This window comes from Pandoraea terrigena (genome assembly GCF_902459705.1).
Taxonomy (GTDB): Bacteria; Pseudomonadota; Gammaproteobacteria; order Burkholderiales; family Burkholderiaceae; genus Pandoraea; species Pandoraea terrigena.
In genome coordinates this window covers 428,681-455,543 of the sequence record NZ_CABPRU010000002.1, presented here as the reverse complement: position 1 = coordinate 455,543, position 26,863 = coordinate 428,681, and the positions used below count along the sequence as shown (strand labels likewise).

The 26,863-nt window shown below is 64.0% G+C and carries 24 protein-coding genes and 2 tRNA genes; 14 read left to right on the top strand and 12 right to left on the bottom strand.

Going from position 1 to position 26,863, the window contains the following annotated elements:
* The first annotated feature begins 7 nt into the window (after positions 1–7).
* Both PTE31013_RS06335 and oxlT read left to right on the top strand, forming a co-directional pair.
* The gene (locus PTE31013_RS06335) at positions 8–832 is read left to right on the top strand and encodes a FadR/GntR family transcriptional regulator (protein ID WP_174978445.1); all 825 of its coding nucleotides are present in this window, start codon (positions 8–10) and stop codon (positions 830–832) included.
* Between the two features lie 998 nt (positions 833–1,830).
* Positions 1,831–3,156, top strand: a complete 1,326-nt coding sequence (gene oxlT / locus PTE31013_RS06330) for an oxalate/formate MFS antiporter (RefSeq protein ID WP_150611949.1) — start codon at positions 1,831–1,833, stop codon at positions 3,154–3,156.
* 168 nt (positions 3,157–3,324) lie between these two features.
* On the opposite strand, the gene PTE31013_RS06325 is transcribed toward oxlT, so the two are convergent.
* From PTE31013_RS06325 to fdxA, 3 genes are all read right to left on the bottom strand, one after another.
* Positions 3,325–3,400 (bottom strand) — tRNA-Asn (locus tag PTE31013_RS06325).
* Between the two features lie 86 nt (positions 3,401–3,486).
* Positions 3,487–3,562: transfer RNA gene (locus tag PTE31013_RS06320), tRNA-Asn, on the bottom strand.
* 103 nt (positions 3,563–3,665) lie between these two features.
* A complete protein-coding gene (gene fdxA, locus PTE31013_RS06315; RefSeq protein WP_150587742.1) occupies positions 3,666–3,989 on the bottom strand; it encodes a ferredoxin FdxA in 324 nt (107 codons plus the stop codon).
* Positions 3,990–4,251: 262 nt separating this feature from the next.
* Between fdxA and pncB the strand changes: the two genes are divergently transcribed.
* From pncB to PTE31013_RS06290, 5 genes are all read left to right on the top strand, one after another.
* Positions 4,252–5,445 (top strand): nicotinate phosphoribosyltransferase, encoded by a 1,194-nt coding sequence (pncB, locus tag PTE31013_RS06310; protein ID WP_150611948.1) that lies wholly within the window; start codon positions 4,252–4,254, stop codon positions 5,443–5,445.
* A gap of 190 nt (positions 5,446–5,635) precedes the next feature.
* A complete protein-coding gene (locus tag PTE31013_RS06305) occupies positions 5,636–6,298 on the top strand; it encodes a LutC/YkgG family protein (RefSeq protein ID WP_150611947.1) in 663 nt (220 codons plus the stop codon).
* Between the two features lie 246 nt (positions 6,299–6,544).
* Positions 6,545–7,963, top strand: coding sequence for a sodium:proton antiporter (locus tag PTE31013_RS06300; RefSeq protein ID WP_150611946.1), 1,419 nt, complete (start codon positions 6,545–6,547; stop codon positions 7,961–7,963).
* A gap of 38 nt (positions 7,964–8,001) precedes the next feature.
* On the top strand, positions 8,002–8,994 hold the full coding sequence (locus PTE31013_RS06295) for a 2-hydroxyacid dehydrogenase (protein ID WP_150612213.1): 993 nt from the start codon (positions 8,002–8,004) through the stop codon (positions 8,992–8,994).
* Between the two features lie 60 nt (positions 8,995–9,054).
* Complete coding sequence (locus tag PTE31013_RS06290) at positions 9,055–10,518, top strand: DNA recombination protein RmuC (RefSeq protein WP_246173916.1); 1,464 nt, start codon at positions 9,055–9,057, stop codon at positions 10,516–10,518.
* Between the two features lie 159 nt (positions 10,519–10,677).
* On the opposite strand, the gene PTE31013_RS06285 is transcribed toward PTE31013_RS06290, so the two are convergent.
* The 7 genes from PTE31013_RS06285 to PTE31013_RS06255 all read right to left on the bottom strand — a co-directional run bounded on the left by PTE31013_RS06285 (position 10,678) and on the right by PTE31013_RS06255 (position 19,360).
* Positions 10,678–11,175, bottom strand: a complete 498-nt coding sequence (locus PTE31013_RS06285; RefSeq protein ID WP_150611945.1) for a GNAT family N-acetyltransferase — start codon at positions 11,173–11,175, stop codon at positions 10,678–10,680.
* Between the two features lie 109 nt (positions 11,176–11,284).
* A complete protein-coding gene (locus PTE31013_RS06280; RefSeq protein WP_150611944.1) occupies positions 11,285–11,569 on the bottom strand; it encodes a hypothetical protein in 285 nt (94 codons plus the stop codon).
* Between the two features lie 104 nt (positions 11,570–11,673).
* Positions 11,674–12,957, bottom strand: a complete 1,284-nt coding sequence (gene moeA / locus PTE31013_RS06275) for a molybdopterin molybdotransferase MoeA (RefSeq protein ID WP_150611943.1) — start codon at positions 12,955–12,957, stop codon at positions 11,674–11,676.
* 87 nt (positions 12,958–13,044) lie between these two features.
* Positions 13,045–13,701 (bottom strand): molybdenum cofactor guanylyltransferase MobA, encoded by a 657-nt coding sequence (mobA, locus tag PTE31013_RS06270; RefSeq protein WP_150611942.1) that lies wholly within the window; start codon positions 13,699–13,701, stop codon positions 13,045–13,047.
* 40 nt (positions 13,702–13,741) lie between these two features.
* Positions 13,742–14,626 carry a hypothetical protein gene (locus tag PTE31013_RS06265; RefSeq protein ID WP_150611941.1) on the bottom strand — a complete coding sequence of 295 codons (885 nt, stop codon included), beginning with the start codon at positions 14,624–14,626 and terminating at the stop codon, positions 13,742–13,744.
* A 67-nt stretch (positions 14,627–14,693) separates the two neighbouring features.
* The gene (moaA, locus tag PTE31013_RS06260) at positions 14,694–15,821 is read right to left on the bottom strand and encodes a GTP 3',8-cyclase MoaA (RefSeq protein WP_150611940.1); all 1,128 of its coding nucleotides are present in this window, start codon (positions 15,819–15,821) and stop codon (positions 14,694–14,696) included.
* Between the two features lie 308 nt (positions 15,822–16,129).
* A complete protein-coding gene (locus PTE31013_RS06255) occupies positions 16,130–19,360 on the bottom strand; it encodes an Rne/Rng family ribonuclease (RefSeq protein ID WP_150611939.1) in 3,231 nt (1,076 codons plus the stop codon).
* Positions 19,361–19,981: 621 nt separating this feature from the next.
* Here PTE31013_RS06255 and PTE31013_RS06250 point away from each other — a divergent pair.
* The 4 genes from PTE31013_RS06250 (at position 19,982) to PTE31013_RS06235 (ending at position 23,167) form a co-directional block, all read left to right on the top strand.
* Positions 19,982–20,986 carry an RluA family pseudouridine synthase gene (locus PTE31013_RS06250; RefSeq protein ID WP_150612211.1) on the top strand — a complete coding sequence of 335 codons (1,005 nt, stop codon included), beginning with the start codon at positions 19,982–19,984 and terminating at the stop codon, positions 20,984–20,986.
* On the top strand, positions 20,973–21,635 hold the full coding sequence (locus tag PTE31013_RS06245; RefSeq protein WP_150611938.1) for an HAD-IA family hydrolase: 663 nt from the start codon (positions 20,973–20,975) through the stop codon (positions 21,633–21,635). The genes PTE31013_RS06250 and PTE31013_RS06245 overlap by 14 nt, the downstream gene beginning before the upstream one ends.
* Positions 21,632–22,048 carry a Rieske (2Fe-2S) protein gene (locus PTE31013_RS06240; protein ID WP_150611937.1) on the top strand — a complete coding sequence of 139 codons (417 nt, stop codon included), beginning with the start codon at positions 21,632–21,634 and terminating at the stop codon, positions 22,046–22,048. Before PTE31013_RS06245 ends, PTE31013_RS06240 begins: the two co-directional genes overlap by 4 nt.
* Positions 22,049–22,111: 63 nt before the next feature.
* Positions 22,112–23,167 carry a S49 family peptidase gene (locus tag PTE31013_RS06235; RefSeq protein WP_150611936.1) on the top strand — a complete coding sequence of 352 codons (1,056 nt, stop codon included), beginning with the start codon at positions 22,112–22,114 and terminating at the stop codon, positions 23,165–23,167.
* A gap of 79 nt (positions 23,168–23,246) precedes the next feature.
* Here PTE31013_RS06235 and PTE31013_RS06230 read toward each other — a convergent pair whose 3' ends face one another.
* Entirely contained in the window at positions 23,247–23,963 is a 717-nt protein-coding gene (locus tag PTE31013_RS06230) for an SAM-dependent methyltransferase (RefSeq protein WP_150611935.1), read from the bottom strand.
* On the bottom strand, positions 23,960–24,580 hold the full coding sequence (locus PTE31013_RS06225; RefSeq protein ID WP_174978444.1) for a Maf-like protein: 621 nt from the start codon (positions 24,578–24,580) through the stop codon (positions 23,960–23,962). Before PTE31013_RS06225 ends, PTE31013_RS06230 begins: the two co-directional genes overlap by 4 nt.
* A gap of 178 nt (positions 24,581–24,758) precedes the next feature.
* Between PTE31013_RS06225 and PTE31013_RS06220 the strand changes: the two genes are divergently transcribed.
* From PTE31013_RS06220 to plsX, 3 genes are all read left to right on the top strand, one after another.
* A complete protein-coding gene (locus PTE31013_RS06220; RefSeq protein WP_150611934.1) occupies positions 24,759–25,361 on the top strand; it encodes a YceD family protein in 603 nt (200 codons plus the stop codon).
* 128 nt (positions 25,362–25,489) lie between these two features.
* Positions 25,490–25,669, top strand: coding sequence for a 50S ribosomal protein L32 (gene rpmF / locus PTE31013_RS06215; RefSeq protein ID WP_150611933.1), 180 nt, complete (start codon positions 25,490–25,492; stop codon positions 25,667–25,669).
* A 121-nt stretch (positions 25,670–25,790) separates the two neighbouring features.
* Complete coding sequence (gene plsX / locus PTE31013_RS06210; RefSeq protein WP_150611932.1) at positions 25,791–26,843, top strand: phosphate acyltransferase PlsX; 1,053 nt, start codon at positions 25,791–25,793, stop codon at positions 26,841–26,843.
* Positions 26,844–26,863 lie beyond the last annotated feature (20 nt).

Below are 26,863 nucleotides of genomic sequence, written 5' to 3'. Positions count from 1 at the left end.
CTTGCCTATGTCTTCCCTACCTGCCAGCGAATCTCAGGGCACCGTCGCGAGTTTTGCGCCGGTTACGCCGCCGCCGCGCCTGCGACTGTCCGACATGGTGTACGAGCAACTGGAGACGATGGTTGTCGAAGGCCGGCTCGCCCCGGGCTCGGCGCTGCCGTCCGAGCGCGATCTGGCGCAGCAGATGGGTGTGTCGCGCCCATCCCTTCGAGAAGCGCTGCTGCGGCTGGAGTCGCGCGGCCTGATCGTCGGCCGCGCCGGGGGCGGGTACCTGGTCGCCAACGCCAGCCAGCCGCTGCTCGCGGAACCGCTGTCGCAATTGATGTCGCGACACAGCAAAACTGTCGATGACGTGCTGGAGATGCGCGAAGTGCTCGAAGCCAAGGCCGTGGAACTGGCGGCCGCGCGCGCGACACCTGAGGACATCGCACGCCTCGCACAGGCGCTCGAAGCGCTCGAGGCCGCCTATGCCACCTATGCCGCCTACGCGGCAGGGCATGACGGCCTGGACGGCGAGGGCGACGCGCGGCGGCAGTCGCTGCTCACCCGCGTGCCCGAGCTCGACGCGCATTTCCATCTGGCGCTGGCCGAAGCGACGCACAATCTCGTGCTGGTGCACCTGATGCACGCGATCTTCGAGTTGTTGCGCGGGTCGGTGGCCGATAACTACCGCGCCATCGTCAGCCACGGCGCCGATCTGGCCGAGCTGATCGACCAGCACCGCCGCATCTTCACCGCCGTCGCATCGCACGACGCCACCCTCGCGCAGCGTTCGCTGCGCGAACACCTGACCTTCATCCGCAACCATTCGAGCGACGTCGAGTCAGTCTGACCCGATTTTTCGGGTCGACGAGGCGCCCTGCTGAAGGCTAACAATCCCTCCTGGAAACGTCATCGTTTTCCCTGAGCCTGCACTCGGCGGTGTGATGCCGCTCGAGGGCGCCCGACGCTCGGCGATGATACCCAATGCCCCGCAATGGCCTGATTTCCTTACGTTTTCCGGTTATTGGACGCTGACTCCAAGGTCGGCCTGGCGTTCTCCCCATCGCCGACGACAACCGGGGCGCGGGCGCTCTCGGGTTGACAGTCCTCCGGTCATGGACTAATTTTGGAACCATAAAAATACTTAATTCGATATATTGAATCTTGTATATCAGATGAAAGGCGACGAGCCGAACTCCACAAGACCTGTGAATTTCCACGGGCGGGGCGGGCGGGTCGACGCAGTATTTACCGGAGACATTCGTTGGGTAAGCACGCATTTCCTTTCGGGCAGCTTTTGTGCGACGGTGCTTCAGTACCGGCTGCCCTGTCGTATCCGCCGTTGGCGTCTGAGGTTGTGGGTCAGCGCTGCGGTGTTCCTCATCTCCCTGCCGCCAGTTGCGGGCGGGCGATCCGGCGATCACGCGTCTGTGAGGCGCGCTCGCCTGAGTGATGGGACGTGGCCTGCGATGTGATTCATGGGAATCCATCGCGACCCTCTGACAGCGCAGGCCAATCCCCCACTCGAATCGATTCACCCGCCACCCTTCGGCAGCCGGCAACTTGCCGGCGCGGGCCTAAAGCCTGCGTCGCCGCGCCGAAGTGGGGGCCGGAAGTGTCCTTTGGCGCTTCCGAAAGTCAGTCAGCCGGGGCTCGAGCCCTGCGAGCGCGCCGCCAGGCAGCGTTCCGTGATCAAGCGGCCACGCATGAGCCGCATGTAACGCCAGGAGGCGTGCCGTATGCGCGATTGCCCCACGTCGGGGCGCGAGACGGCACGCGATGACGACGGGTACCGCACAACGAAGCGCGGACCGGCGTCAATCGTCTGACAGGAACAGGAGGCAAGTCATGCAAGCAAATGCGCAACCGGAGGAGAAGACCTCTTTTCTGGGAGGGCGCTGGTCACAATTGGTGATCGGCATTATCTGTATGGGCCTGGTGGCCAATCTGCAGTATTCGTGGACGTTGTTTGTCGAGCCGATGCAGACGAAGCATCACTGGGGCGTCGCGGCCATTCAGGTGGCCTTCTCTATCTTCATCGTGGTGGAAACCTGGCTCGTGCCGATCGAGGGCTGGCTGGTCGACCGCTTCGGACCCCGGCCGGTGGTGGCAGGTGGCGCGATTTGCGTCGGGCTGTCGTGGGTCCTGTATTCGTACGCCGAAACGCTCGCCGTGCTGTACACGGCGGCCGTGATCGCCGGTATTGGTGCGGGTTGTGTGTACGGTACGTGCGTGGGTAACGCACTCAAGTGGTTCCCGGACAAGCGCGGTCTGGCCGCCGGTCTGACGGCTGCCGGCTTCGGTGCCGGTGCCGCGATCACCGTGATTCCGATTGCCAACATGATCCGCGGGTCGGGTTACGAGGCAGCGTTCTTCAACTTCGGCATCGTGCAGGGCGTCGCGATCTTTATCCTCGCGCTGTTGCTCGTGAAGCCGCGCACACCGAAGGGCGTGACCGTTTCGCGCCGCAACCTGGCGACGAAGGTGGACTACACCTCGGGTCAGATGATTCGTACGCCGGTGTTCTGGGTGATCTACGTGTGCTTCGTCGCCGTGGCCGCGGGCGGTCTGATGGCAACGGCACAGATCGGGCCGATCGCGAAGGACTATGGCATTGCTTCGATGCCGATGACGCTGTTCGGTGCCACGCTGCCGCTGCTCACGATGACGCTGTCGATCGATAACCTGTGCAATGGCTTTACGCGTCCGCTGTGCGGTTTCGTCTCGGACAAGATCGGTCGCGAGAACGCCATGTTCATCATCTTCCTCGGTGAAGGGCTGGCAATGCTGGGCCTGATGCACTTCGGCCAGAACCCGTACATGTTCGTGTTCTTCGCCGCGATGACCTTCCTGTGCTGGGGCGAAATCTTCTCGATCTTCCCGGCGCTGTGTGCGGATACGTTCGGTAGCAAGAATGCCGCGTCCAATGCGGGCACGCTGTACACCGCCAAGGGCACGGCATCGCTGCTGGTTCCGCTGGCATCGGTGCTCGCCGTCGGTGGTCACTGGGATCGTGTGTTTATCGCAGCGGCGGTGATCAGTATCGCAGCGGCGATCTCCGCGAAGTTCCTGCTCGCGCCGATGCGTCGTCGCTGGATCGAAAGCGTGAACCGCAACGAGGTTCAGGCGTCGGCGAATCGCCCGGTCGCGATGGGGGCACCCGCCAGCGAGTAAGCGAACTGATAGGTTAGCGAACCCGCAAGTGGTTCGGAAAGTGACAGAGCGGGGTGCCGGAGACGGCGCCCCGTTTTTGTTGGCGCGCACGGCTGGCGGCGCGCGTTCGGCGCGATGCCGTCGCCGGAAACAAAAAAGCCTCGCCGATTGGCGAGGCTTTCTGCGTTTTGGCTCCTCGACCTGGGCTCGAACCAGGGACCTACGGATTAACAGTCCGGCGCTCTACCAACTGAGCTATCGAGGATCAAACTTGGGTGCCGCGCATCGCTGTCACGATGCACCGACTAAAACAAAAGCCCCGCGTGCGCGAGGCCATCGCTTCGAAATTCTTGGCTCCCCGACCTGGGCTCGAACCAGGGACCTACGGATTAACAGTCCGGCGCTCTACCAACTGAGCTATCGGGGATCAAAAGAGAAAGAGATTATAGGGGTGGCTTTCGCGCACTGTCAACACTCGGCGCGCATTTTTCTGCGCCCGGCGCGCGACATCCGCCCATGACGCCCGAGGCTTAGCGCTCGAGCAGGTGAAGCTTTTCGGTGACGTCCTTCCACTGATCCGCATCGGGCAGGGACGGCTTGGTCTTCGTGATGCTCGGCCAGTTCGGAGACAGTTCGGCATTCAGGGCAATGAAGGCTTGCTGGTCGCCGGGCACGTCCTCTTCGGCATAAATGGCGTTCACGGGGCACTCGGCCACACAGACTGCGCAATCGATGCACTCGTCCGGATCGATCGACAGGAAGTTCGGGCCTTCGCGGAAGCAGTCCACGGGGCAAACGTCCACGCAATCGGTGAATTTACATTTAATGCAGCTTTCGGTGACAACGTGCGTCATGCCAACAACTCCAGAATAGGGCGCGAAACGGCTTCGAACGGCCGTTAAAGCCGCTATTGTAACGCAGCCCGCCGCGGCAGGTGCGAGAGCCGAAGCGCATCCCGCACCTGCCGCGGCGACACCCGGCATCCGGCGCGAATGTCATGCGTGACGCCGCTTTGCGGTACGATGGTTGCTCTTCCTGCGCGCTGCCCCGCAGCTGCCTGGCCGATCGGCAGCGTGTGCTGCTTTCTGTTGTGTATTCCTCGCGAAGTCTGTCGTCATGATCATCACGTCGCTGCTCGATACCGATCTCTACAAGTTCACGATGATGCAGGTGGTGCTGCATCATTTTCCCGCGGCGCAGGTCGAGTATCGCTTCAAGTGCCGGACCGAAGGCGTGGATCTCACGCCGTACGTCGACGAGATTCGCGATGAGATCCGCTTGCTGTGCGGGCTGCGCTTTACCGAGTCCGAGCTGCGTTATCTTGGCGCGATGCGCTTCATCAAGAGCGACTTCATCGACTTTCTCGACCTGTTCCATCTGAACGAGAAGTACATCACGGTGCAGCCCTCGCCCAAGGGCAACGGCGAGATCGACATCACCCTTCGCGGGCCTTGGCTGCACACGATCCTCTTCGAGATCCCGGTGCTCGCCATCGTCAACGAAGTGTATTTCCGCAATACGCAACGCAAGCCGGCCTATGAGGAAGGCCGGCAGCGGCTCAAGGACAAGATTGGCATGCTCGCCGGTCGCGCCGATTATCGCGACTGCAAGATCGCCGATTACGGCACGCGACGCCGCTTCTCGAAGGAGTGGCACGAGGAAGTGATTCTCACGCTGCGCGATCAACTGGGCGAACAGTTCGCGGGTACGAGCAACGTGTACTACGCGTTGAAGCTCGGCCTCACGCCGCTCGGCACGATGGCCCACGAGTACCTTCAGGCGTGTCAGGCGCTCGGCCCGCGTCTGCGCGACTCGCAGATCTTCGGCTTCGAGACGTGGGCGAAGGAATACCGCGGCGACCTTGGCATCGCGCTCTCGGATGTCTACGGCATGTCCGCCTTTCTGCGCGACTTCGACATGTATTTCTGCAAGCTCTTCGACGGCGCGCGTCACGACTCCGGCGATCCGTTCGCCTGGGGCGAGCGCCTGCTGGCGCATTACGCGGAAAACCGCGTCGACGCGCATACGAAGACCATGATCTTCTCGGACGGCCTCGACATTCCGAAGGTCCTTCAGCTTTTCGAGCGTTTCCGCGACCGTTGCAAGCTCGCCTTCGGGGTGGGGACGAACCTCACCAATGACCTGGGCTACCAGCCTTTGCAGATCGTCATCAAGATGGTTCGCTGCAACGGCCAGCCCGTGGCGAAGCTCTCGGATTCGCCGGGCAAGAACATGTGCAACGACGACGCCTATCTAGCCTATCTGCGCCAGGTATTCGAGATCGCGCCGGAGCCGACGGCCGGCGCGTGACGTCCGGTACCGGGGGCATTGTCCGAGCGGCTGGGTGGACCATTCCGATAGTGTGCGAACGTGCGCCGCGCCGCGGGGGGCAGCCGTTATAATTGCGCATCGCCCGCCGGACTTGCACTGGCGGCCTTTCGAGAGACGATAAGCGACGACGTCGGCCGTAGACCGACACGTCGGCTTCACAGGACAGCCCATGGATACCTCCGACGCCCGCAATCGCATCTTTGCCCGCATTCGCAATGCACAGCATCGCCCGGATGCCGCGCGCGCGAACGAGCAGGCAGCGGCCGAGGACTATCTGGCACGGCATCCGCAGGGGCCGCGTCCGGGCATGTCAGCCGATCTCATCGCCACGTTCATCGACAAGGCACAGGCGCTCTCGACCACGATCTCACGCGTGCCGAGCATGAACGACGTGCCGCCCGCGGCTGCGACGTACCTGCAGGCCAACGGCCTCACCGTCCAGGCAGTGGCCTGGCCGACATTGCGCGAGCTCGATTGGGAGAGTGCGGGGTGCCGCGTGGAATTCCGCAAGCCGCAGGGTGACGATCTGGTCGGCATCACCGGTTGCTTCTGCGCCATTGCGGAGACCGGCGCGCTGATGATGATGTCGGGACCGGAGACCTTTGCGTCGGCCACCCTGCTGCCCGAGACACACCTCGCGGTGGTGCCTGCGTCGCGCATCGTCGCGGGGCACGAGGACGGTTTCGCGCTCATGCGTAGCGAACGCGGCCAACTCTCTCGCGCCACCAACTTCATTGCCGGGCCGTCGCGTACGGCCGATATCGAACAGACGCTCGTGCTGGGCGCCCACGGCCCGTACCGCGTCCACCTCATCATCGTCGACGGCGCCTGAGGTACGACGCAGGCATGTCGGCCCGCGACAGCGGGTTTCCATCGAAACACTTCCTTCGCCGGCGTGACGCTCGATGCGCGGCGGTGGGAAAGCTTTTGAGAATCGACCATGGGTTTCGGTATGGGATCCTTTGGGTCGTGTGTCGCCTCGGTTTGAGATATTTCCCAAGGTTGCGGTGCTTTGGGCACTTCTGCGCCGAGAGCGACTCGTAAATCGTCGACGATCAATCAACAGGAATCAAGAACAATGCACAAGGGGATTTGGGGCACGTTGGGGGCGGCAGGACTGGCATTGGCAAGCCCTGCGGCGTTTGCTGCCGGGCCGGACGGCGCACAGCTCGTCGCCTGGTGGGGCGTGCCGTTTGCCGGGCTGCTGCTCTCGATTGCGGTCGGGCCGCTGCTGGCCCCGGCCTTCTGGCATCACCACTTCGGCAAGATCGCAGCGTTCTGGGCCGCGGCGTTCCTGCTGCCCTTCGCGCTGGTGTTCGGCGTGGGGGCGGCCTGGTATGGCGCGGTGCACGCCATTGTCGCGGAGTACATCCCGTTTGTCGTCCTGCTCACGGCGCTGTTCACCACCGCTGGTGGCATCTGCGTGCATGGCAACCTGCGCGGCGGGCCCTGGCTCAACACCGGGCTGCTGGCGTTGGGCACTGTGCTGGCGAGCATCATGGGCACGACGGGCGCGGCGATGTTGCTGATCCGCCCGCTCATCCGCGCCAACGATAACCGCGATCACAACGTGCACGTCGTCGTGTTCTTCATCTTCCTCGTGGCGAATGCCGGGGGCTCGCTGACGCCGCTGGGCGATCCGCCGCTCTTCCTTGGTTTCCTGCAAGGGGTCGACTTCTTCTGGACGACGGCCCACATCTGGCCCGAGACGCTGTTCATCTGCGCGGTGCTTCTGGTGCTGTTCTTCCTGATCGATGCGTACTACTTCCGACAGAACAAGGAGCGTCACGTCGAGGCGCTTGACCCGACGCCGTATGCCGTGCCGCTGCGACTCGAGGGCAAGCGCAACTTCGTGCTGCTAGCCGCTGCCGTCGGGCTCGTGCTGATGAGTGGAGTCTGGAAGCCGGGCGTCGAGCTCGATATCTTCGGTACACATGTCGCGTTGCAGAACCTCGCGCGCGACGTGGGGCTGATCGTGGTGACATTGATGTCGCTGGCCATCACGCCGCGCACGGCGCGTGAGGGCAACAGCTTCAATTGGGAGCCGATGAAGGAGGTCGCCAAGCTGTTCGCCGGTATCTTCCTGACGATCATTCCGGTAGTCGCCATTCTGCGCGCAGGAGACGCCGGAGCGCTTGGTTGGGTGATTCGCCTGGTCACGGGGCCGGGCGGGGCGCCGGACAACGTCATGTATTTCTGGGCGACGGGGCTGCTCTCGTCATTCCTCGATAATGCGCCGACGTACCTGGTGTTCTTCAATACGGCCGGCGGCGACGCCGCAACCCTGATGACCTCGGGGGCGGCGACGCTTGCGGCGATTTCGGCCGGCGCGGTATTCATGGGTGCCAACACTTACGTCGGGAACGCGCCGAACTTCATGGTGAAAGCCATCGCGGAGCAACGCGGTATTCGCATGCCGAGCTTCTTTGGCTATATGCTGTGGTCGGGCGCAATTCTGCTGCCGCTGTTCGTATTGACGACCCTGATATTCTTCTGAGCCGCGCGGTTGTGACGCGGTCAGCCTTTGCGAGACGACTGGTGAAACCGAAGATCCTGGTAGCCCGAGCCATTTTTCCGGACGTGATCGAGCGTCTGGCCCAGTATTTCGATGTCGAGCGCAACGACGCCGATACGGTGTATTCGAGCGACGAATTGCGCGCGCGGCTGGCCGACAAGGCCGGCGCGATTACCACGGCGAGCGAGCGCATCGATGCGTCGGTGCTCGCCGGTGCACCGCATCTGCGTGTGGTGGCCAACATGGCCGTGGGCTACAACAACTTCGATATCGAGGCGATGACCGCTGCCGGCGTCATGGCGACGAACACCCCTGATGTGCTTAACGAGACGACAGCCGACTTCGGCTGGGCGCTGTTGATGGCGACGGCGCGTCGCGTGACCGAGTCCGAGCGTTGGTTGCGTGAAGGGCATTGGGACAAGTGGGCCTACGATATGTTTCTCGGCGCCGACGTACACGGCAGCACGCTGGGCATCATCGGCATGGGCCGTATCGGACAGGCAATTGCGCGCCGTGCGATGGGCTTCAACATGCGTGTCGTGTATCACAACCGGTCGCGCCTCGATGCGGCAACGGAAGCGGCATGCAAGGCGAGCTTTGTCGACAAGGACACGCTGCTGCGCACGGCGGATCACGTCATCCTCGTGTTGCCTTACTCGGCCGCAACGCATCACACGATCGGCGCCGCCGAGCTGGCCGTTATGAAACCGACGGCAACGCTGGTCAATCTGGCGCGCGGCGGCATCGTCGACGATGCCGCGCTCGCAGTCGCGCTCGCGAACCGTCAGGTTGCGGCGGCTGGCCTCGACGTCTTCGAGGGCGAGCCGAAGGTGCATCCCGACTTGCTCAAGGTGTCGAACGTCGTGCTGACGCCGCATATTGCCAGTGCGTCGGTGGCGACGCGTCGCGGCATGGCAAGCCTGGCGGCCGACAATCTGATTGCGGCCTTGGGATTCGGGGCGGCGGCGGGCAAACCGCCCTGTCTGCTGAATCCGGCCGCGCGTCAGTCGTAGCGGCTCAAGGCAGCTTGGCAGGCGGCAGGATCAAAACGTGTCAACGGGAGTCGCAACGCGATGGTAGAGATGGGGTTGGTGGCGCTGGCGGCGCTGAACTTTCTGGTGATGATCGCGATTGCGGTGAAGGTGTGGCTGCGCGGCGGCGACGCGACATGGCGCGAGACGCTCGTTGACTCGCTGAGCCGCATCCGGGACGACTTGCTCCAGGCGGTGGATCGCAGCGAGCGCGGCCTGCGCCAGGAATTCGCGGAAACGGCGCGCGCCGGACGCGGCGAGCAAAGCACGCAGATGGCGCAATTCCAGCAGACGTTGGCCGCGCAAATGACGAGCGTGGCCACGGTACAGAACAGCCAGATCGACGGTTTTGCCCAACAACTGGCGAAGCTCACCGAGACGAACGCCGTCCAGCTCGATGCGGTGCGTCAGAGCCTGGTGCTCAACGGGCAGCAGATGCGCGAAGAGCAGACGTCGACATTGCGCCGCTTCGGTGAGGCACAGCACCAGCAGCTCACGCAACTGGCCGAGGGCAACGAGCGGCGGCTCGCCGAAGTGCGCGCAACGCTCGAACAGAAGCTCAAGGACATCGAGGTCAATAATTCGGCGAAGCTCGAAGAGATGCGCCGCACAGTCGATGAGAAGCTCCATGCCACGCTGGAGCAGCGACTCGGCGAGTCGTTCAAGCTGGTCTCGGACCGCCTGGAGCAGGTGCATCGCGGCCTCGGCGAGATGCAGACGCTCGCCGCGGGCGTGGGCGATCTCAAGCGCGTGCTGACCAATGTGAAGACGCGAGGCATCTGGGGCGAAGTGCAACTGCAAGCGTTGCTCGAGCAACTGCTGACGCCCGAGCAGTTTGCCAAGAACGTGGCGACCAAACCGGGCAGTGCCGAGCGGGTGGAGTTCGCGATTGCGCTGCCGGGTCAGAACGGCGACAGCAACACGCCGGTCTGGCTGCCCATCGACGCCAAGTTCCCGCGCGAGGATTACGAGCGTCTGCTCGACGCACAGGAGCGCGCCGATCCGGCGGCGGTGGAGGAGGCGTCGAAGGCGTTGGAGTCGCGCATTCGCCTGGAAGCGAAGACCATCGCGGACAAGTATCTCGCGCCGCCGCACACGACCGATTTCGCGCTGCTGTTCCTGCCGACGGAAGGTTTATACGCCGAAGTGCTGCGCCGTCCGGGACTCTCGGACCTGTTGCAACGCGAATATCGCGTGACGGTGGCGGGACCGACAACGTTGACCGCATTGCTCAACAGCCTGCAGATGGGCTTCCGCACGCTCGCCATCGAACGTCGTTCCAGCGAGGTGTGGCAGGTACTCGGCGCAGTGAAGACGGAGTTCACCAAATTCGGTGACGTGCTCGCCAAGACCAAGGCGCAACTGGAGACAGTGACCCGTTCGATCGACAAGGCCGAGGTGCGCACGCGCGCGATGGCGCGTCAGCTCAAGTCCGTGGAGGCGCTGCCCGGTGAGCAGGCCGTCGAACTGCTTGGTGTGGAGATGGAGACCGACGACGAGGCGTGAGCGCCAGGTGGCGATGGACGCCCAGGGGAACCCGGGGCGCCGTTCGTTCAGGCAGGATGTACTTGACCGTCCAGACGTTCAGAACGTTCAGAGCACTCCCGGATTTCCCAGATCTCCCGGCGCTCAGAGTGCTCAGAGTGCTCGGAAAGCCCTCGGCGCTCAGGACACCGGGGCTTCGCCGTGCGTGGCGAACCGCTTGAGCGCCTCGCCCGTCATGCGTACCACGCGCCAGTCGGGCAACACGGTCGCGCCCTGCGACGTGTAGAAATCAATGGCCGGCTGATTCCAGTCGAGTACGGTCCACTCGAAGCGCCCGCAGCGCCGTTCGACGGCGATGCCGGCCAACTGACGCAAGAGTGCCTGTCCCACGCCCTTGCCACGCATCGACGGCTGTACATAGACGTCTTCGAGATACAGGCCGCGCCGTCCGAGGAACGTCGAGAAGTTGTGGAAGTACAGCGCGTAGCCGACCGCCTCGCCGTCCCATTTCGCCATCAGGCACTCGGCCGCCGGGCTAGGCCCGAACAGCGCTTCGTGCACGCTCTGCGGCGTCGCTTCAAAGATATCCAGCAGCTTTTCATAAACGGCCAGTTCTCGCATCAGGCCGAAAATCGCGCCGACGTCGTCGGCCTTGGCGGCGCACAGGGTCAGGGACATGAGGGCAAGGAAATCAGGAGACAGTAGGGTTGACGGCCGGAGCCGCCGGTACGGCACGTTCGTTATATGCGCGCGGCGCCACGGCATCAAGCCATCGCCGGTGTGCAGGTCAGCATTCTTCGTCGGGGACGTCGCCCAGTGCGACTTCGATCCCACCGAACCGCTCGGCTACCCAGTTGTACGCATGGCACGCGATCCAGAGCAGCACGAAACCGACGATGGCATTCAGGACCAGGGCGGAAATGAACGCGAGTCCCGGCAGTTCGCCGTAGCGCAGGAACGCGGCGAGGAAGGCGAGCAGTACCAGCGGAATACTGAAAGTGAGATAGACCAGCACCAGCGCTTTGGCCGTCTGGCCGGGACTGATATACGTGATCTGCTTTTTTGTTGTCATTGACGTGTGCTTTCGGTTGGATGCCGACATCGTCGAAGCGCCGATGCCGGCGATATGTCGCAATCTCGCTGCTTCGCTTTAGGGGAATTTTGAGGGCGCTCGCACTATACCAGTCCGTCGAATGCAATAACGTCGACCAGTTCGCCTGCCGCGACATCGCCACGCGCGGTGCCGAGTGTGACAAAGCAGTTCGCTTCGCTCATCGTGCGCAGAATGCCGGCGCTTTGCGCATCGGCGACCGTCACCTGCCAGCGGCCCTGTGCGTCCGGGGCAAGAATGCCGCGCAGGAATTCGGTACGGCCGGGCCGCTTGGCAATGGCCGTTGTCGTCGGCACGGGCACGCTCGGCGTGACTTGCGGCTCGGCGCCCATCAGCGCGAACAGGCCGTCGCGCACCAGATGGTAGAACGACGCCATCACGGCCGCCGGGTTGCCTGGCAAACCGAAGAGCAACGCGCGATGGCCGTCGGCCTCGAGTTCGCCAAAGGCGAACGGACGGCCGGGGCGCATTGCCATCTTCCAGAAGACGACGTTGCCCAAGCGGGTCATCATCTCGCGAGTGAAATCGGCTTCGCCGACGGAGACGCCGCCTGATGTGATCACGGCATCGGCGTCGCGGCAAGCCGTGCGCAGGGTGTCCTCGATCGCTTGCGGGTCGTCGCGCACGACGCCCAGATCGAGCAGCTCGGCACCGAGTCGCTGCAGCATGCCGAACAGTGTGTAGCGGTTGCTATCGTAGAGGTTGCCCGGCGCGAGCGGCTCGCCCACCGAGCGGAGTTCGTCGCCTGTCGAGAAGAACGCGACGCGAATGCGACGGCGCACCGGCACTTCGCCGATGCCGAGCGAGGCGAGCAGGCCAAGCGCGGCCGGACGCAGACGCTTGCCCGCGTGGAGTGCCGTATGGCCAGCGGCCAGATCCTCGCCGATGTGGCGCACGTGGCGGCCGGGCGTGACCGCATTGGCCGCAAAGCTGACGATCTCGGCATCGCTCCCGCACTGCACCTGTTCCTGCGGCACGACGGTGTCGCAGCCCGCCGGCAACAGGGCACCGGTCATGATACGCACGCATTCGCCGGGCGCTGCCGCGCGCGCGAACGGATGGCCGGCGAACGAGCGGCCCACCACGCGCAAACGCACATCGCCGCCGGCGGCCAGGGCGCTGCCTGCGAAGGCGTAGCCGTCCATGGCGGCGTTTTCGAAAGCGGGAACGTCGAGCGCAGAGATGACGTCGCGCCCGAGCACACGGCCCAGCGCACTGCGCACGGCGACCTGCTCGATGGCAGAGACCGGACGCGCGGTGCGCACAATGATGGCGCGCGCCAATTCGACCGTCACATGGTTGGGGTCGTAGTCCGGCAAGCCGGCCAGGGCTTCGTCAAGTGTTGTCATCGGTGTGGCGTCGTCATCCGGCAAGTCCCCGGCGTGAATCCCGTAAAAGCGGTGGCGACGGATCGGGCTGCGTCGGTGTCCGGAAGATCAGGGGACACGCGGCGTATCGGATGTGTCGGGCGTATCTGATGTATCGGATGTACGGGGTTGGAGGTCGTCCAGCGTGTTGACATTGTAAAACGGACGCTCGTCACCGAAGTGAACTTGTACGGCCTTGTGGCGTGTCAGCCACGCCCGCACGCGATGTTCCCCGGCCGCGAGCGTGGCGGCAAGATCGTCGGCGAGTGAGCGATGCAAGAGGGCGAAGACCGGATGCGGGCCCTGCGCCGTGACGGCGTAGGCCGCGAGTGGCGGGGCGGCGTCGTCGGCGACCGGGGCGGCCAGGGCGGCCGCCAGTTGCTCGCCAAGGTCCTCCGCGAGGTAGGGCGAGTCGCACGGTGCGGTGAGGAGGTAGTCCGTGCGCATCGCCCGCAGACCCGCCAGCATGCCGGCCAGTGGACCGGCGAAGTCCTGCGTCTCGTCGCTCACCACGGGGGCGCCGAGCGCCGCATAGGCATCGCGATTCCGATTGGCGCTGATGAGCAGCGTCTCGACCTGCGGCCGCATCCGTTCCATGACGTGCTCGGCAAGCGCTCGCCCGGCCAAACGCTGCAAGCCTTTGTCGCGCCCACCCATGCGCTGGCCGCGGCCCCCTGCGAGAATCAGGCCGGTCATGGCGCTACGCGGGATTGGCACGGCAGTCATGGGCGCTGGGCTTCGGGGCGGTGGATGGGCGGAGGATCGGCTACGACCGGTTCAGCGCGATGACGCGGCCGGACGCATCGAACCAGACGGCGCCGTCACCCAGCATCACACCTTGGTCGCGCGCGAACATCAGGCGGGGCACGGCCGCGCCGATGGTACGGACATAGCCATCGGTGAATATCTCGTTGTAACGCGCGAGCAGCGACTTCGGGTTCCGAAGCATCAAGGTCTTGCCATGCAACGTCACGTGCAGCGGATAACGAATCAACTGCGCAACGACGTCGCGACGGTCGTCGAGTACCCCTTTGCGGAACTGGGTCGCCGCGCGATTGAGCGTTTCGTCGTCGCTCACGCCCGCAACGTCATAGAGATGATCGATCTTGCCACTCTGGATGCTGGCGAGCGCCAACTCGAACGGCACCGAGCGGCCATTGCGAAGATCTTTCCACTGACCGGAAATGATTTCGCAGCTGGACGACGCACCGCGCTGGCGGTTGACGTCATCGTTGGCGGCGAACTCGCCGTCGAAGGTCGCCCGCGGCATCCCCCCCGCGTCAAACTCGGTCAGGTGCAGGCGCGACTTGTTCTCGAGCTTGCCTGTGAGATAGGTATCGCCCAGCGACGAGGCGTTGGCATAGCGGCCTTCGAGCTTGCCGCCGGACGATGGCCGCAGTACGAGCCGCAACGGATTGCGCTCGCCGAGCTGGCCGGTGTAGGTCATCAGGCGGTTAGCGACGTCGCGGCCGGCGGGGTCGCAATCGGCGCGCGCCATCGAGGGGGCGAGGGCGGCAAACAGCAGTGTCAGCGCGCCCAGGCTGGCGACGATGACGCGCCGCGCGACACGGGGCGTGCGTGGGGGCGAGACACGCCGGGAAATCTTCAGGGGGGCACGGACGCCATGCGCGTCCGGGGCAGCAAAAATCATGAGTCAAGTAAGAATTCGAGAGTACGAAAGCGTACGGACGAGCGTACGGGCAACGCGCCCGGAACGCTCAACCGCCGATGTAGGACATCTCCACTTTCGGGGGGGCGTCTTCAGGCAGGCCTGTGGCCGCCGTGCGCATGGCCGAGTAACGGTCGGTACGACCCTGCCAGATGTCGCCGATGACGGTCGAGATCTGCGCGTCGCTCGCGCCGTTGCGCAACAGCGTACGCAAGTCGTACCCGGCGCTCGCGAACAGGCAGAGATACAGCTTGCCTTCCGTAGACAGGCGGGCGCGCGAACAAGTGCCGCAAAAAGCGCGCGTGACCGACGAAATGACGCCGACTTCGCCGCCACCGTCGCGATACTGCCAGCGCTGCGCCGTCTCGCCGGGATAATTCGGCTCGAGCGGGTCGAGCGGCAGGGCCTCGTTCAACCGGGCGATGACGTCTGCCGACGGCAGCACTTCGTCCATCCGCCAGCCGTTCGACGTGCCGACGTCCATGTATTCGATGAACCGCAACATGACACCGCTGCCGTGGAAATGCCGCGCCATGGGCACGATATCGGCATCGTTGGTGCCACGTTTGACGACCATGTTGACCTTCACCGGGCCGAGGCCGACGTGTTGGGCTTGCGCAATACCTTCGAGTACCGTGGCGACCGGAAAGTCGACATCGTTCATCTGCCGGAAGATCGCGTCGTCGAGGCTGTCCAGGCTGACCGTCACGCGCGTCAGCCCGGCATCCTTGAGCGATTGCGCCCGGCGCGCCAGCAGCGACCCGTTGGTCGTGAGCGTGATGTCGAGCGGTTTTCCCGACGGGGTGCGCAGCCGGGCCAGCATCTCGATCAGACGCTCAAGGTGCTTGCGCAGCAGCGGCTCACCCCCCGTGAGTCGCAACTTCTCCACGCCGTGTTCGACGAACAGGCGCGCAGCGCGCTCGATTTCTTCGAACGACAGCAGGGACGATTGCGGGAGGAAGGCGTAGTCCTTGCTGAACACATCCTTCGGCATGCAGTAGACGCAGCGGAAGTTGCAACGATCCGTCACCGAAATCCGCAGGTCGTGCAGCGGCCGTGCCAGCGCATCTTCGAGATGGCCGGTGGCGGTGCGCACCTGTGCGGGTGCCTGCGGGGAATGCGTCGCATATCGTGCGTCGCTACGCAGATCGGTAAGTCGGATGATCGTTTCGGTCATGGTGGGGGCCTTGGCTTGCGCCTCCATTCTAACGAATTGGTCGGTTGGCCGCCGGCGCCGACGAAACAGACATCGGATATCGGTACCAAAACCCTCGTTGAGGGACGTCAAACTCGTACTAAGCGGCAAGATACGGGGCACACCGGGCGGACACAAGTCGGGACAACGCGGGGGCTGCCGTGGAAACGGCGAGCCCCATTGGCAAAAAAGGAGGCCGAAGCCTCCTTTTCCGACATCACGTCTAGCGGGGGGCACCAGCAAGGCTGGGGCCGTCCTCTGAGCGTCATGTTATGCCACGTAATGCTGCCTTATACCGTGTGATCCGACGAAGCGCGCGTTTCCACTTGCTCCATCGGCCCACTGCTGACCGGCGTGGACGGACGGCGCTCACGCGGCACGTGCGGTGCCGGTGCGACCTGCGCGGCCGCTTCCTTTGCGGCGCGGTGCTTGTCGGCGTCCGTGTGGACCCAGACCAGACCCGCGCTTGCCAGCGTCGACTCCAGCGCATTGCTTTCCTGCGCCGGCGCGGGTCGTTGCGTCACGACTTCCGGCGCGGCCGGCACAGCCGGCGCCGCAGCGACTGGGGCCGGCGTGTGCACCGGTTTCACCGTTTCGATGATCTCGACCGGCGTCGCCAGTGCCGGGCTGACATCTGCCGGCGTGCTGGTGATCACTGCCGTGGCGGCAATCTCGGTCAGGGCCTCGGCCGGCACCGTGGGCTGCGCCGGAACCGGCGTGGCCACAGGCAACGGTGCGCTGACCGGCGGAACCACCGGTGCGGCGACTTCGGCGGCCGGCAGCGGTGCTACGTTGACGGGGGTGATCGGGGCGATCGGGGCAACGGGTTCGACGATCACCGGCGACGGAATTTCCGGCAGGGCTGCCGGTGCCGCTTCGGTCACGCTTGCGATCGGTGCTGCGCTGACCGGGGCTTCCGCCGGTTCGGCGTGAGCCGGGGCGGGCGTCGACTCGACGTGCACGGCGGGGGCTTGGACCGCAGCGGTGGCGGCTACCGGAACCACCGGCGCTGAGGCCTGGGCATCGGCTGTTGCGGTGTCGACGGCTTCGTGTGTCCACACGGGCACCTGCACGCCTTCCCCATCGGTCGACGTCGGGCCTTCGGCCTGATCGCCTTCGGCGTGGGGTTGCTGCTCATTGGCTTCGCGCTCGCGACGGCCACCGCGACGACCGCGACGACGGCTGCGGCGGCGTTCTTCACCGCCTTGCTCGCCTTCTTCGCCCGTCAGGGCCGGTGCGCCTTCGAGCTGTGCCGTCAGACGATCCTGTTCAAGCGCGTCCTGCTCGGCGACGAGCGGTGCGGCAGCCTGGGCGACGCGTTGCGGCACGGCTTGCTGGCCGTCTGCCCCTTCGGGCTGACGACGCTCACGGCGCTCGTTGCGATCGCGACGGTTGCCGCGTTCGCGACCCTCGCGCGACTCCCGACCTTCCTCGGCACGGACGTCCTGCGCCGGCTGACGCGGCTGCGCCTCGTCGCGCTCACGCTTGTCACGACCTTCCTGACGCTCGTTGCGCTCGCCGCGCTCTGCACGCTCACCACGATCCGCACGCTCGGCGCGTTCCGGACGGGCAGCGCGGCCCTCACGGCCTTCACGGCCTTCACGGCCTTCACGGCCTTCGCGCGCCGGTTGGCCGGCGTTGTCCTTGCCCGACTTGTTGTCGTCGCGACCATTGCCACGGCGATTGCGGTTTTGCTGATGCGGACGATCGTGACGCTCGCGCGGCGGACGTGCGGTCGGCTTGGCCGACTCGTCCGCCTTGACCGGTGCCGGTGCCGCAGGCTCGAGACCCAGCAGGCGCTTCACAAAGCCGATGAAACCACCGCTGCGAGCGGGGGCTGCGGCGGCCGGTGCGGCGGCGACGGGTTCCGGGCGCGGTTGCGAAGCGGGGGCCGGCTGCTCGGGCGTGATGCCCTTGACGGCCGCCTCCTGGCGCGGACGCACGTCTTCCTTCTTCTTGCTGTAGGCCGCCGGGTCGTCTTCCAGGGCACGCGCGGCTTCTTCCGCGAGGGCGTAGCTGGCTTTCGGGGTATCCAGGCGCGGGTCGTCGAAGCGCAGACGCTCGAGCTTATAGTGCGGGGTTTCGAGATGCTTGTTCGGGATCAGCAGCACGCCGACCTTGAAGCGAGCCTCGATCTTGTTGATTTCCTGGCGCTTTTCGTTGAGCAGGAATGCGGAGACTTCGACCGGCACCTGGCAGTGGATGGCTGCCGTGTGCTCCTTCATCGCCTCTTCCTGGATGATGCGCAGGACTTGCAGGGACGACGATTCGGCGTCGCGGATGTGGCCGGTGCCGTTGCAGCGAGGGCACGTCACGTGCGTGCCTTCCGACAGCGACGGACGCAGGCGCTGGCGCGACAGCTCCATCAGTCCAAAGCGCGAGATCTTGCCCATCTGGACGCGGGCGCGATCATGCTTGAGCGCGTCCTTGACACGCTGTTCGACTTCACGTTGGCTCTTGGCCGACTCCATGTCGATGAAGTCGATCACGATCAGGCCGCCCAGGTCGCGCAGACGCAACTGGCGTGCGACTTCGTCAGCCGCTTCCAGGTTCGTGCGAAGCGCCGTTTCCTCGATGTCGGCGCCCTTGGTGGCGCGCGCCGAGTTCACGTCGATCGACACCAGCGCTTCGGTGTGATCGATCACGATCGCGCCGCCCGAGGGCAGCGGCACCTGACGGGAATATGCCGTTTCGATCTGATGTTCGATCTGGAAGCGCGAGAACAGCGGCACGTCGTCGCGATATTGCTTCACGCGATTGAGGTGATCGGGCATGACCACCTGCATGAAGTTACGTGCCTGCTCGGAAATTTCTTCCGTATCGATGAGAATTTCACCGATGTCGGGTTGGAAATAGTCGCGGATGGCGCGAATGACAAGGCTCGACTCGAGATAGATCAGCGCCGAGTCGCGCGGCAGTTCGATGTTGGCAGCAGCGCTTTCGACGGCGTGCCAGAGTTGCAGCAGATAGTTCAGGTCCCACTGCAGTTCTTCGGCCGAGCGGCCGATGCCCGCGGTACGGGCGATGATGCTCATGCCTTCCGGCAGTTCGAGCTGACCCATCGTCTCGCGCAGTTCCTGGCGATCTTCGCCCTCGATGCGGCGCGACACGCCACCGCCACGCGGGTTGTTCGGCATCAGTACGAGGTAACGGCCGGCCAGTGAGATGAACGTCGTGAGGGCCGCCCCCTTGTTACCGCGTTCTTCCTTCTCGACCTGAACGATGAGTTCCTGGCCTTCGGAGAGGGCGTCCTGGATGCGCGCATTGCGCACATCGGCGCCTTCCCGGAAGTATGCACGGGCGACTTCCTTGAACGGCAGGAAGCCGTGGCGGCCTTCACCGTAGTTGACGAAGCAGGCTTCGAGGGAGGGTTCGATACGGGTAATAATACCCTTGTAGATATTGCCTTTACGCTGTTCGCGGCCGGCCGTCTCGATATCGATATCGATGAGTTTCTGCCCATCGACAATTGCCACGCGCAGTTCTTCCTGCTGCGTGGCGTTAAACAACATGCGTTTCATGAAAACGACTCCCACCCGCCGCAGTTGCCAATATGCAGTGCGTCGGGCACGTATCACTCGAGTTATCCAACACGCGAGGTTCGAGCCGGGGGCGGAAGAATTGCCGGGGGGTCCGGGCGATGAGGCCGACGGACGCAATGGCGCCAGCGAATACGTTATCGCGCTCACCCGGATCCGACGAGGCACCGGAAAATTCCGACCCTGCGCGGATCACTTCGGGCTTGCAGTCCCTACCAAGACATACTGGACGAGAAACTTCATCAGCATTTTCTCGGGGCGCCTGCCGACACTTATTCTTCTTGTGACGGCGCCTCACTAAGACTATTGCGCGAACGATATTCAGCAAAGCGATCAGCCCAAGCAATGGAACCTGGGCTGACCGCCAAAAAATTCTATAACCACCAACTCTATCCGCATCCCGCGCGCTGCGACCGAAGCGGCCTATGGGCCCACTTCCTGCCGACGCTGCGTGATGTGCGTGCGCTCGCTGCTCCAGGGTCACCGGACGAGCAGCCGGTCCGGGGTGCAAGTAAAATACCGTTTTGAGGTGAGCACCGACAGGGGCGAGGATTTGGCATGATTCCCGCTACCGCCACCCCTGTAGGGCAAATTATATTCATAATGAATGAGTTAGGCAAAAATCGGCAGAAAATGGTTTCGCCGGCGTCCCCGCCGCAGGTCCGGCTCGTCGAGGTCGACGATGGTTCGGCCGGTCAGCGGATCGATAATTTCCTCTTGCGCGAGTGCAAAGGGGTTCCGAAAAGTCACATTTACCGCATTTTGCGTAGCGGTGAAGTGCGCGTAAACAAAGGGCGAATAGACGCCGCCTATCGACTCGTGCTGGGTGATGTGGTCCGGATTCCACCGGTGCGCGTGGCGACGCCAGCCGCCGATGCGCCGGCACACGTCCCCGCCGCCACCTTCCCCGTGGTGTTCGAAGACGATTACCTCATGGCGATCGACAAGCCTGCCGGGGTGGCCGTGCATGGCGGCAGCGGGGTGTCGTTCGGCGTGATCGAGCAACTGCGCCGGGCCCTGCCGCACCTGAAGTTTCTCGAGTTGGTGCACCGGCTCGACCGCGAAACATCCGGCATCCTGCTCCTCGCGAAAAAGCGTTCGGCGCTGGTCGGCATGCACGAGCAGATCCGTCACAACCGGATGGACAAGCGCTATCTGGCCTGTGTTGCTGGGGAATGGCGGGATCGGCAGCGCGCGGTCAAGGCCCCGCTATACAAGTACGTGACGGCGGAAGGCGAGCGCCGTGTACGGGTGCAGGAAGACGGTCAAGCATCGCATACGATATTCCGCATGGTGGAATCGCATCCGCCCTATACGTTGCTCGAAGCGGAACTGAAAACGGGTCGAACCCATCAGATCCGCGTTCACCTGGCGCATTGCGGTACGCCGATCGTCGGCGACGACAAGTACGGCGACTTTACGCTGAACAAGACGCTTGCCCGACCCGGTGCTCGGCCTGGCATCAAGCGAATGTTTTTGCACGCGTGGCGCCTGAAATTCAACCATCCGGTTTTGGATACGCCGATTGCGCTGGAAGCGGCGTTACCGCCAGAATGTGAGCAATTTCTGAACCAACTTCGAGGCGCTTCTGCCGATGCCAAGCCCTGAGTTTGACCTGGTCGTATTCGACTGGGATGGGACGTTGATGGACTCGACGCCCACCATTGCCCGTTGCATTCAGGCCGCTTGCCGTGACCTGGGGCTGCCTGTGCCGTCCGACGAGATTGCGAGCCACGTGATCGGCCTCGGGCTTCGCGACGCGCTGCAATTGGCCGTGCCGTCGCTCGACCCGGCACACTATCCGCGGCTGTCTGAACGCTATCGTTTCCATTACTTGATAGGCGACAAGGACACCGTGCTGTTTACGGGAATCCGCGAGCTGCTCGACGCGTTGCGCGCGCGCGGGCGTTTTCTCGCCGTGGCGACGGGCAAGTCCCGTGTTGGCCTGAATCGGGCACTCGAAGCCGCTGGCCTGATGCGGATGTTCGACGCGACGCGTTGCGCCGACGAGACATTTTCGAAGCCGCATCCGGCGATGCTGCAAGAGCTGACGCGCGAACTTGGTCAGGATCTGCGTCGTACGGTCATGATTGGCGACACCACGCACGACTTGCAGATGGCGCATAGCGCCGGAACGGCTGCGGTGGCCGTTGCCTACGGCGGCGCACATCCGCGCGAGCAACTCGTCGCGCTGGAGCCTGCCTATTGTGCGGGGAGCGTGACCGAGCTGCGCGACTGGCTGCTGGAGCGCGTGTGAGCGAGCCCGCCGTGCCGCTGCCGATCTGCCCGGGCGCCGCGCTCGAGGATGGCGGGCGCGGCGTGCGTTTCGAGGTGTGCGTCGGCGGTCGTCGCACCCCGGCATTCGTGATTCGCCATGGCGGACGCGTCTACGCCTATCTCAATCAGTGCGCCCACGTGCCGATGGAACTTGACTGGTCGGAAGGCCAGTTCTTCGAGACGTCCGGCTTATACTTGATGTGCGCGACGCATGGCGCGACCTATGAACCCGACACCGGGCACTGCATCGGCGGTCCGTGCCGTGGCGGTGCACTGCAGCCTGTGCACGTCGAGGAGCGGCCGGCCGACCCGAACGGCGGCGACGCCGCTCACACGACCGTCGTCTGGTGGCCCGATGCGTACATCGAAGCGCCCGAACCGTCGGCGCACTGATGGCGCGGCATCCCGGTTTCAATCGCAGTTTTCGCCTTTTACCCCAAGTTCTCTGGATACCCTATGGCCGACGCCCTGCCGCCCGATTCACCTCGCACTGAACCCGGTTTTCCTTCGCCTGGCGCGCGGCCCTCGTCGGCCGCGCCGGGCGGCGCTGGCCGCGATCCCGGGGAGGTCAGGCCCTGGGAGCGCGAAATGCTGGAAAAGGTGCTGATGGCCGGCATTCGCGAGCAACGCGCGTCACGCCGCTGGAAAATCTTCTTCCGGCTGCTGGTGCTGGCGATCTTCGCGCTTGTCGTCTGGTCGATTTCCGATTTTGATGGGGGCACGGCGACCGTTGGCGCCGGCTCTGGCAAGCACACCGCGCTGGTCACGCTGAGCGGCGAGATTTCGTCGGATGGTCAGGCGAGTGCCCGAAAGATCAACGCGGCGCTCGAATCGGCGTTCGACGATGCGTCGGCGGCGGGTGTGATTCTGCGTATCAACAGCCCGGGCGGCAGTCCCGTGCAGGCCGGCATGATCTATGACGACATCGTGCGCTTGCGCGCGAAATACCCGAAGAAACCGCTGTATGTCGTGGTCGAGGAGATCTGCGCTTCGGGGGGCTATTACGTCGCGGCGGCCGCCGACAAGATATACGTCGACAAGGCGAGCATCGTCGGGTCCATCGGCGTGTTGATGGACGGTTTCGGCTTCACCGGGTTGATGGACAAGCTCGGTGTGGAACGACGGTTGCTGACGGCCGGGCGCAACAAGGGGTTCCTCGATCCGTTCTCGCCACAGACGGATCAGCAAAAGACGTACGCCCTGGATATGCTGGAGCAGGTCCACCAGCAGTTCATCGGCGCCGTGAAGAAAGGCCGTGGCAATCGGCTGAAGGATGACCCGGATCTGTTCAGTGGTTTGTTCTGGACAGGCCAGCGTTCGATCGAGCTGGGCTTGGCGGATGGACTCGGAACGGTCGACTCGGTGGCCCGCGACGTGCTCAAGGCACCGAATCTCGTCGACTACACGGTCAAGGAAAACTTGCCTGAGCGTGTGGCGCGCCGTTTCGGTGCGGCCGTCGGTGCCGCCGCGATGAAGACGATGATGATGGGGGCTTCCCTGTCGTTCAAGTAACGGGGGAATTCACGCAAGAAACGACAACGCCACGGAGGTCTTCCGTGGCGTTGTCGTTTGCCTGACCCGATATCGGGCGTTACTGGCCCAAAAACAGGAAAATGGCGGGGCGCTTGTGCAGATCGACGCGCGCCTGGGGCCAGCCCTTGACCCGGTGCGTGACGATCTGCTCGGCCTCCTGTGTGACGTCGACCGCGACGCAAAGCAGGGTGGTGGCGTCGCAGGTCTGCAGCAGCGCGTCGAGCATGGCCTTGTTGCGATAGGGCGTCTCGATGAAGATTTGCGTCTGCTTTTCCTTGCGCGAGCGTTGTTCGAGTTCGCGCAAGCGCTTTGCGCGCTCGGCGGCGTCCGTCGGCAGGTAGCCGTGGAAGGCGAAGCTCTGCCCGTTCAGTCCGCTGGCCATCAAGGCAAGTAGAATCGAGCTCGGGCCGACGAACGGCACCACGCGTACCCCTTTCTCGTGCGCCCGGCGTACCAGTAGCGCCCCCGGATCCGCCACGGCCGGGCAGCCGGCCTCGGAGACGAGGCCGCCATCGACGCCAGCAAGCATCGGGGCGAGCAGTGAGTCGATGGCCGCCTCCGGCGTGTTGACGTTCAACTCACGAATATCAATCTCCTGGATCGGCGTGCTGACCCCGACCCCTTTCAGAAAGGCCCGCGTGCTCTTGGCCTGCTCGCCGACGAAATACCTCAGGCCGGCCGCCACGTTGCGGACGTCTTCAGGCAGTACCGCCGGCAGGCCGCCACGGGTGTTCGTGCCGAGCGTATTCGGGATCAGATACAGTGTGCCGCTCATGCCGCCGCTCCTGTCGCGCCGGGGCCGGGCAGGGACATGCCCGCATTCATCAACATGGTCGTGAGCGCAATCAGCGGCAGTCCGATCAACGCGGTCGGGTCGTCGTTCTCGATGGTTTCGAGCAGCATGATCCCGAGCCCTTCGGATTTGGCGGCGCCGGCGCAGTCGTAGGGCGTCTCGGCACGAAGATAGGCGGCAAGCACGTCGTCGGGCAGGTTGCGGAACTTCACCCGCGTTACGACATCCTTGGCCTGGCTTTCGCCGTTGCGGGCATCGTGCAGGCACAGGGCGGAGTGGAACTCGACGACCTTGCCGCGCATGTCGCGCAACTGCAACATCGCGTTCTCGAAATTGCCGGGCTTGCCAATCTGGCGGCCTTCGAAGGTCGCGACCTGGTCGGCGCCGATGATGATGGCGCCCGGTTGGCGCTCGGCGACCGCCTGTGCCTTCTGACGGGCCAGGCGCAGCGAGGTGTCGTGCGGCGTTTCGCCCGGGGCGGGGGTTTCGTCGATGTCCGGGACGTCGACCGAAAACGGCAGGCGCAGGCGTTCGAGCAGTTCACATCGATAGCGCGATCCGGAGGCCAGGATCAGCGGTGGCGGGGGCTGTACGGTCATCGGGTTTAAGTGTTTGACGAGAAACGAAAAACTATTTAGAATTCACGGCTTTTGCAATCTGGCGCTCGGTCCCGCCAATCTGCGCGGTACTGGTCAAAACGCCCGAAACCGGCGTCGGATCAAGGCGCTGCGAGTGGCAGGGGACGTTGAAAACGCGCTCAGATGCGCCAAGGCAAGGATGAGCGTGATGAACGAATATATCGTCGATCTGTTCGAATTCGCGCGTACCGGCCGGGTGGCGGAAGGTGACGTGCAACTGGCGGCATTGCCGCGCATGGTAACCGAAGTGCCTGCCGAAGTCTCGGCGTCGGGGCGCGCCCAGGGCGAGTTCCACTGGCGCGCCGAAGGCGTCGAGAAGCCGGTGCTGCGCGCTGACGGAAAGCCCGCGGTGGCGCAGTTTCTGACGCTGTCGGTCGAAGGCCCGATGTGGCTCGAATGTCAGCGATGCCTCACGCCGTACCAGGAGTCGCTCGATTCGGAGACCACCTTCGAGATCGTGCGCGACGAAGCGGCCGCGGAAGCCCGTCCCCTCGATGATGACGAATTCGAGGCGCTGGTCGGCTCCAAACATTTCGATTTGCGCGAGCTGATCGAGGAAGAATTGCTGTTGGCTTTGCCGATCGTGCCCAAGCATGAGGTTTGTCCGAGTGTGCACGAGAGCTTGGCTACGGGCGACGACGGGTTGACAGAACCGGCGCCGGCGCCCGAGGAAGAAGATAAGCCGTCTCCGTTCGCGGCGCTGGCAGCGCTCAAGCGCTCGCCGGACAAGGACGGAAAGTAGTGTGCAGCCGGGATTCCGGCTCACCCAAGAACATGTTTGCGTTAGTCGCACAGGTCGGGCCGACAGGCCGACACCGTAAGGCGGCGCTCGAACTGTGTTAAAATTTCGCGATATTTTGAGGAGTTATCATGGCCGTTCAACAGAACAAGAAGTCGCCGTCGAAGCGCGGCATGCACCGTTCGCACGATTTCCTGAGCGCACCGTCGACCGCCGTCGAGCCGACGTCGGGTGAGGCGCACCTGCGTCACCACATCTCGCCGAACGGTTTCTACCGTGGTCGCAAGGTCGTCAAGACCAAGAACGACTAACAACTCGGCCCTCCAGGCGATACGCGCCCAGCATGGCGCTGTTTGATCGTCCGATGTGGCAAAAGCGGCACTTATCCTGCCGCTTTTTTTGTTACCTGTACCGCAAGCCAATCACGTCGACATGACAGTCACCCTGACGATCGATTGCATGGGCGGAGATCACGGCCCATCGGTGACGGTGCCGGCTGCGGTTCGCTTCGTGCAATCTACCGACGATGTCGAACTTGTGCTGGTCGGACAGCAGGAGGCCATCAACGCGCAGCTCGTGAAGTTGCGTGCGATGGATCATCCGCGCCTGTCCGTGGTCAACGCGACCGAAGTCGTCGCGATGGACGATTCCGTCGAGACCGCCCTGCGCAGGAAGAAAGACTCGTCGATGCGTGTGGCACTTAACCTGGTCAAGGACGCGCGCGCGCAAGCCTGCGTGTCCGCCGGGAATACCGGTGCGCTGATGGCCGTCTCGCGCTATGTGCTCAAGACGCTGCCGGGCATCGAGCGGCCGGCGATCGCGACGGTGTTGCCGAACCAGAAGGGCGGCTACACCACAATGCTCGACCTCGGCGCGAACGTCGATTGCGAGCCGACGCACCTGCTGCAATTCGCCGAGATGGGCCACGCGCTCGTCGCGGCGGTCGATGGCAAGGAGCGTCCGTCGATCGGCCTGCTCAACATTGGCGAAGAAGTCATCAAAGGCAACGACGTCATCCGGCAGGCGGGCGAGTTGCTGCGCGGCTCGACGCTGAACTTCTATGGCAACGTGGAGGGCAACGACATCTATCGCGGCACGACCGACATCGTCGTGTGCGATGGGTTCGTCGGTAATGTTGCCCTCAAGACTTCCGAAGGCCTGGCACAAATGCTCGGCGACATGATCCGCGAAGAATTCACCCGCACGTGGTGGACGAAGGTGATCGCTGTCGTTGCGCTGCCGATTCTCACCCGCTTCAAGAACCGCGTCGATCATCGCCGTTACAACGGGGCGGCGTTGCTCGGATTGCGTGCACTCGTGATCAAGAGTCACGGCTCCGCCGATGCCTACTCGTTTGAATGGGCTATCAAACGCGGCTATGATGCAGTTCGCAATGGCGTGCTCGATCGTTTGTCACATGCCATGCAAGAGAATCAGACCCAGCTCCAGGACAACAAGCCGGTGGGCGCCATTCCGGCGCTCTGACGCCGGCGGCCTCGCTCCGG

Bases quoted from the DNA above. Each gene is read 5' to 3' on its own strand.
- PTE31013_RS06335 (WP_174978445.1), top strand. From the start codon at position 8: ATGTCTTCCCTACCTGCCAGCGAATCTCAGGGCACCGTCGCGAGTTTT.
- oxlT (WP_150611949.1), top strand. From the start codon at position 1,831: ATGCAAGCAAATGCGCAACCGGAGGAGAAGACCTCTTTTCTGGGAGGG.
- fdxA (WP_150587742.1), bottom strand. From the start codon at position 3,989: ATGACGCACGTTGTCACCGAAAGCTGCATTAAATGTAAATTCACCGAT.
- pncB (WP_150611948.1), top strand. From the start codon at position 4,252: ATGATCATCACGTCGCTGCTCGATACCGATCTCTACAAGTTCACGATG.
- PTE31013_RS06305 (WP_150611947.1), top strand. From the start codon at position 5,636: ATGGATACCTCCGACGCCCGCAATCGCATCTTTGCCCGCATTCGCAAT.
- PTE31013_RS06300 (WP_150611946.1), top strand. From the start codon at position 6,545: ATGCACAAGGGGATTTGGGGCACGTTGGGGGCGGCAGGACTGGCATTG.
- PTE31013_RS06290 (WP_246173916.1), top strand. From the start codon at position 9,055: ATGGTAGAGATGGGGTTGGTGGCGCTGGCGGCGCTGAACTTTCTGGTG.
- PTE31013_RS06285 (WP_150611945.1), bottom strand. From the start codon at position 11,175: ATGTCCCTGACCCTGTGCGCCGCCAAGGCCGACGACGTCGGCGCGATT.
- PTE31013_RS06280 (WP_150611944.1), bottom strand. From the start codon at position 11,569: ATGACAACAAAAAAGCAGATCACGTATATCAGTCCCGGCCAGACGGCC.
- moeA (WP_150611943.1), bottom strand. From the start codon at position 12,957: ATGACAACACTTGACGAAGCCCTGGCCGGCTTGCCGGACTACGACCCC.
- mobA (WP_150611942.1), bottom strand. From the start codon at position 13,701: ATGACTGCCGTGCCAATCCCGCGTAGCGCCATGACCGGCCTGATTCTC.
- PTE31013_RS06265 (WP_150611941.1), bottom strand. From the start codon at position 14,626: ATGATTTTTGCTGCCCCGGACGCGCATGGCGTCCGTGCCCCCCTGAAG.
- moaA (WP_150611940.1), bottom strand. From the start codon at position 15,821: ATGACCGAAACGATCATCCGACTTACCGATCTGCGTAGCGACGCACGA.
- PTE31013_RS06255 (WP_150611939.1), bottom strand. From the start codon at position 19,360: ATGAAACGCATGTTGTTTAACGCCACGCAGCAGGAAGAACTGCGCGTG.
- PTE31013_RS06250 (WP_150612211.1), top strand. From the start codon at position 19,982: ATGAATGAGTTAGGCAAAAATCGGCAGAAAATGGTTTCGCCGGCGTCC.
- PTE31013_RS06245 (WP_150611938.1), top strand. From the start codon at position 20,973: ATGCCAAGCCCTGAGTTTGACCTGGTCGTATTCGACTGGGATGGGACG.
- PTE31013_RS06235 (WP_150611936.1), top strand. From the start codon at position 22,112: ATGGCCGACGCCCTGCCGCCCGATTCACCTCGCACTGAACCCGGTTTT.
- PTE31013_RS06230 (WP_150611935.1), bottom strand. From the start codon at position 23,963: ATGAGCGGCACACTGTATCTGATCCCGAATACGCTCGGCACGAACACC.
- PTE31013_RS06225 (WP_174978444.1), bottom strand. From the start codon at position 24,580: ATGACCGTACAGCCCCCGCCACCGCTGATCCTGGCCTCCGGATCGCGC.
- PTE31013_RS06220 (WP_150611934.1), top strand. From the start codon at position 24,759: ATGAGCGTGATGAACGAATATATCGTCGATCTGTTCGAATTCGCGCGT.
- rpmF (WP_150611933.1), top strand. From the start codon at position 25,490: ATGGCCGTTCAACAGAACAAGAAGTCGCCGTCGAAGCGCGGCATGCAC.
- plsX (WP_150611932.1), top strand. From the start codon at position 25,791: ATGACAGTCACCCTGACGATCGATTGCATGGGCGGAGATCACGGCCCA.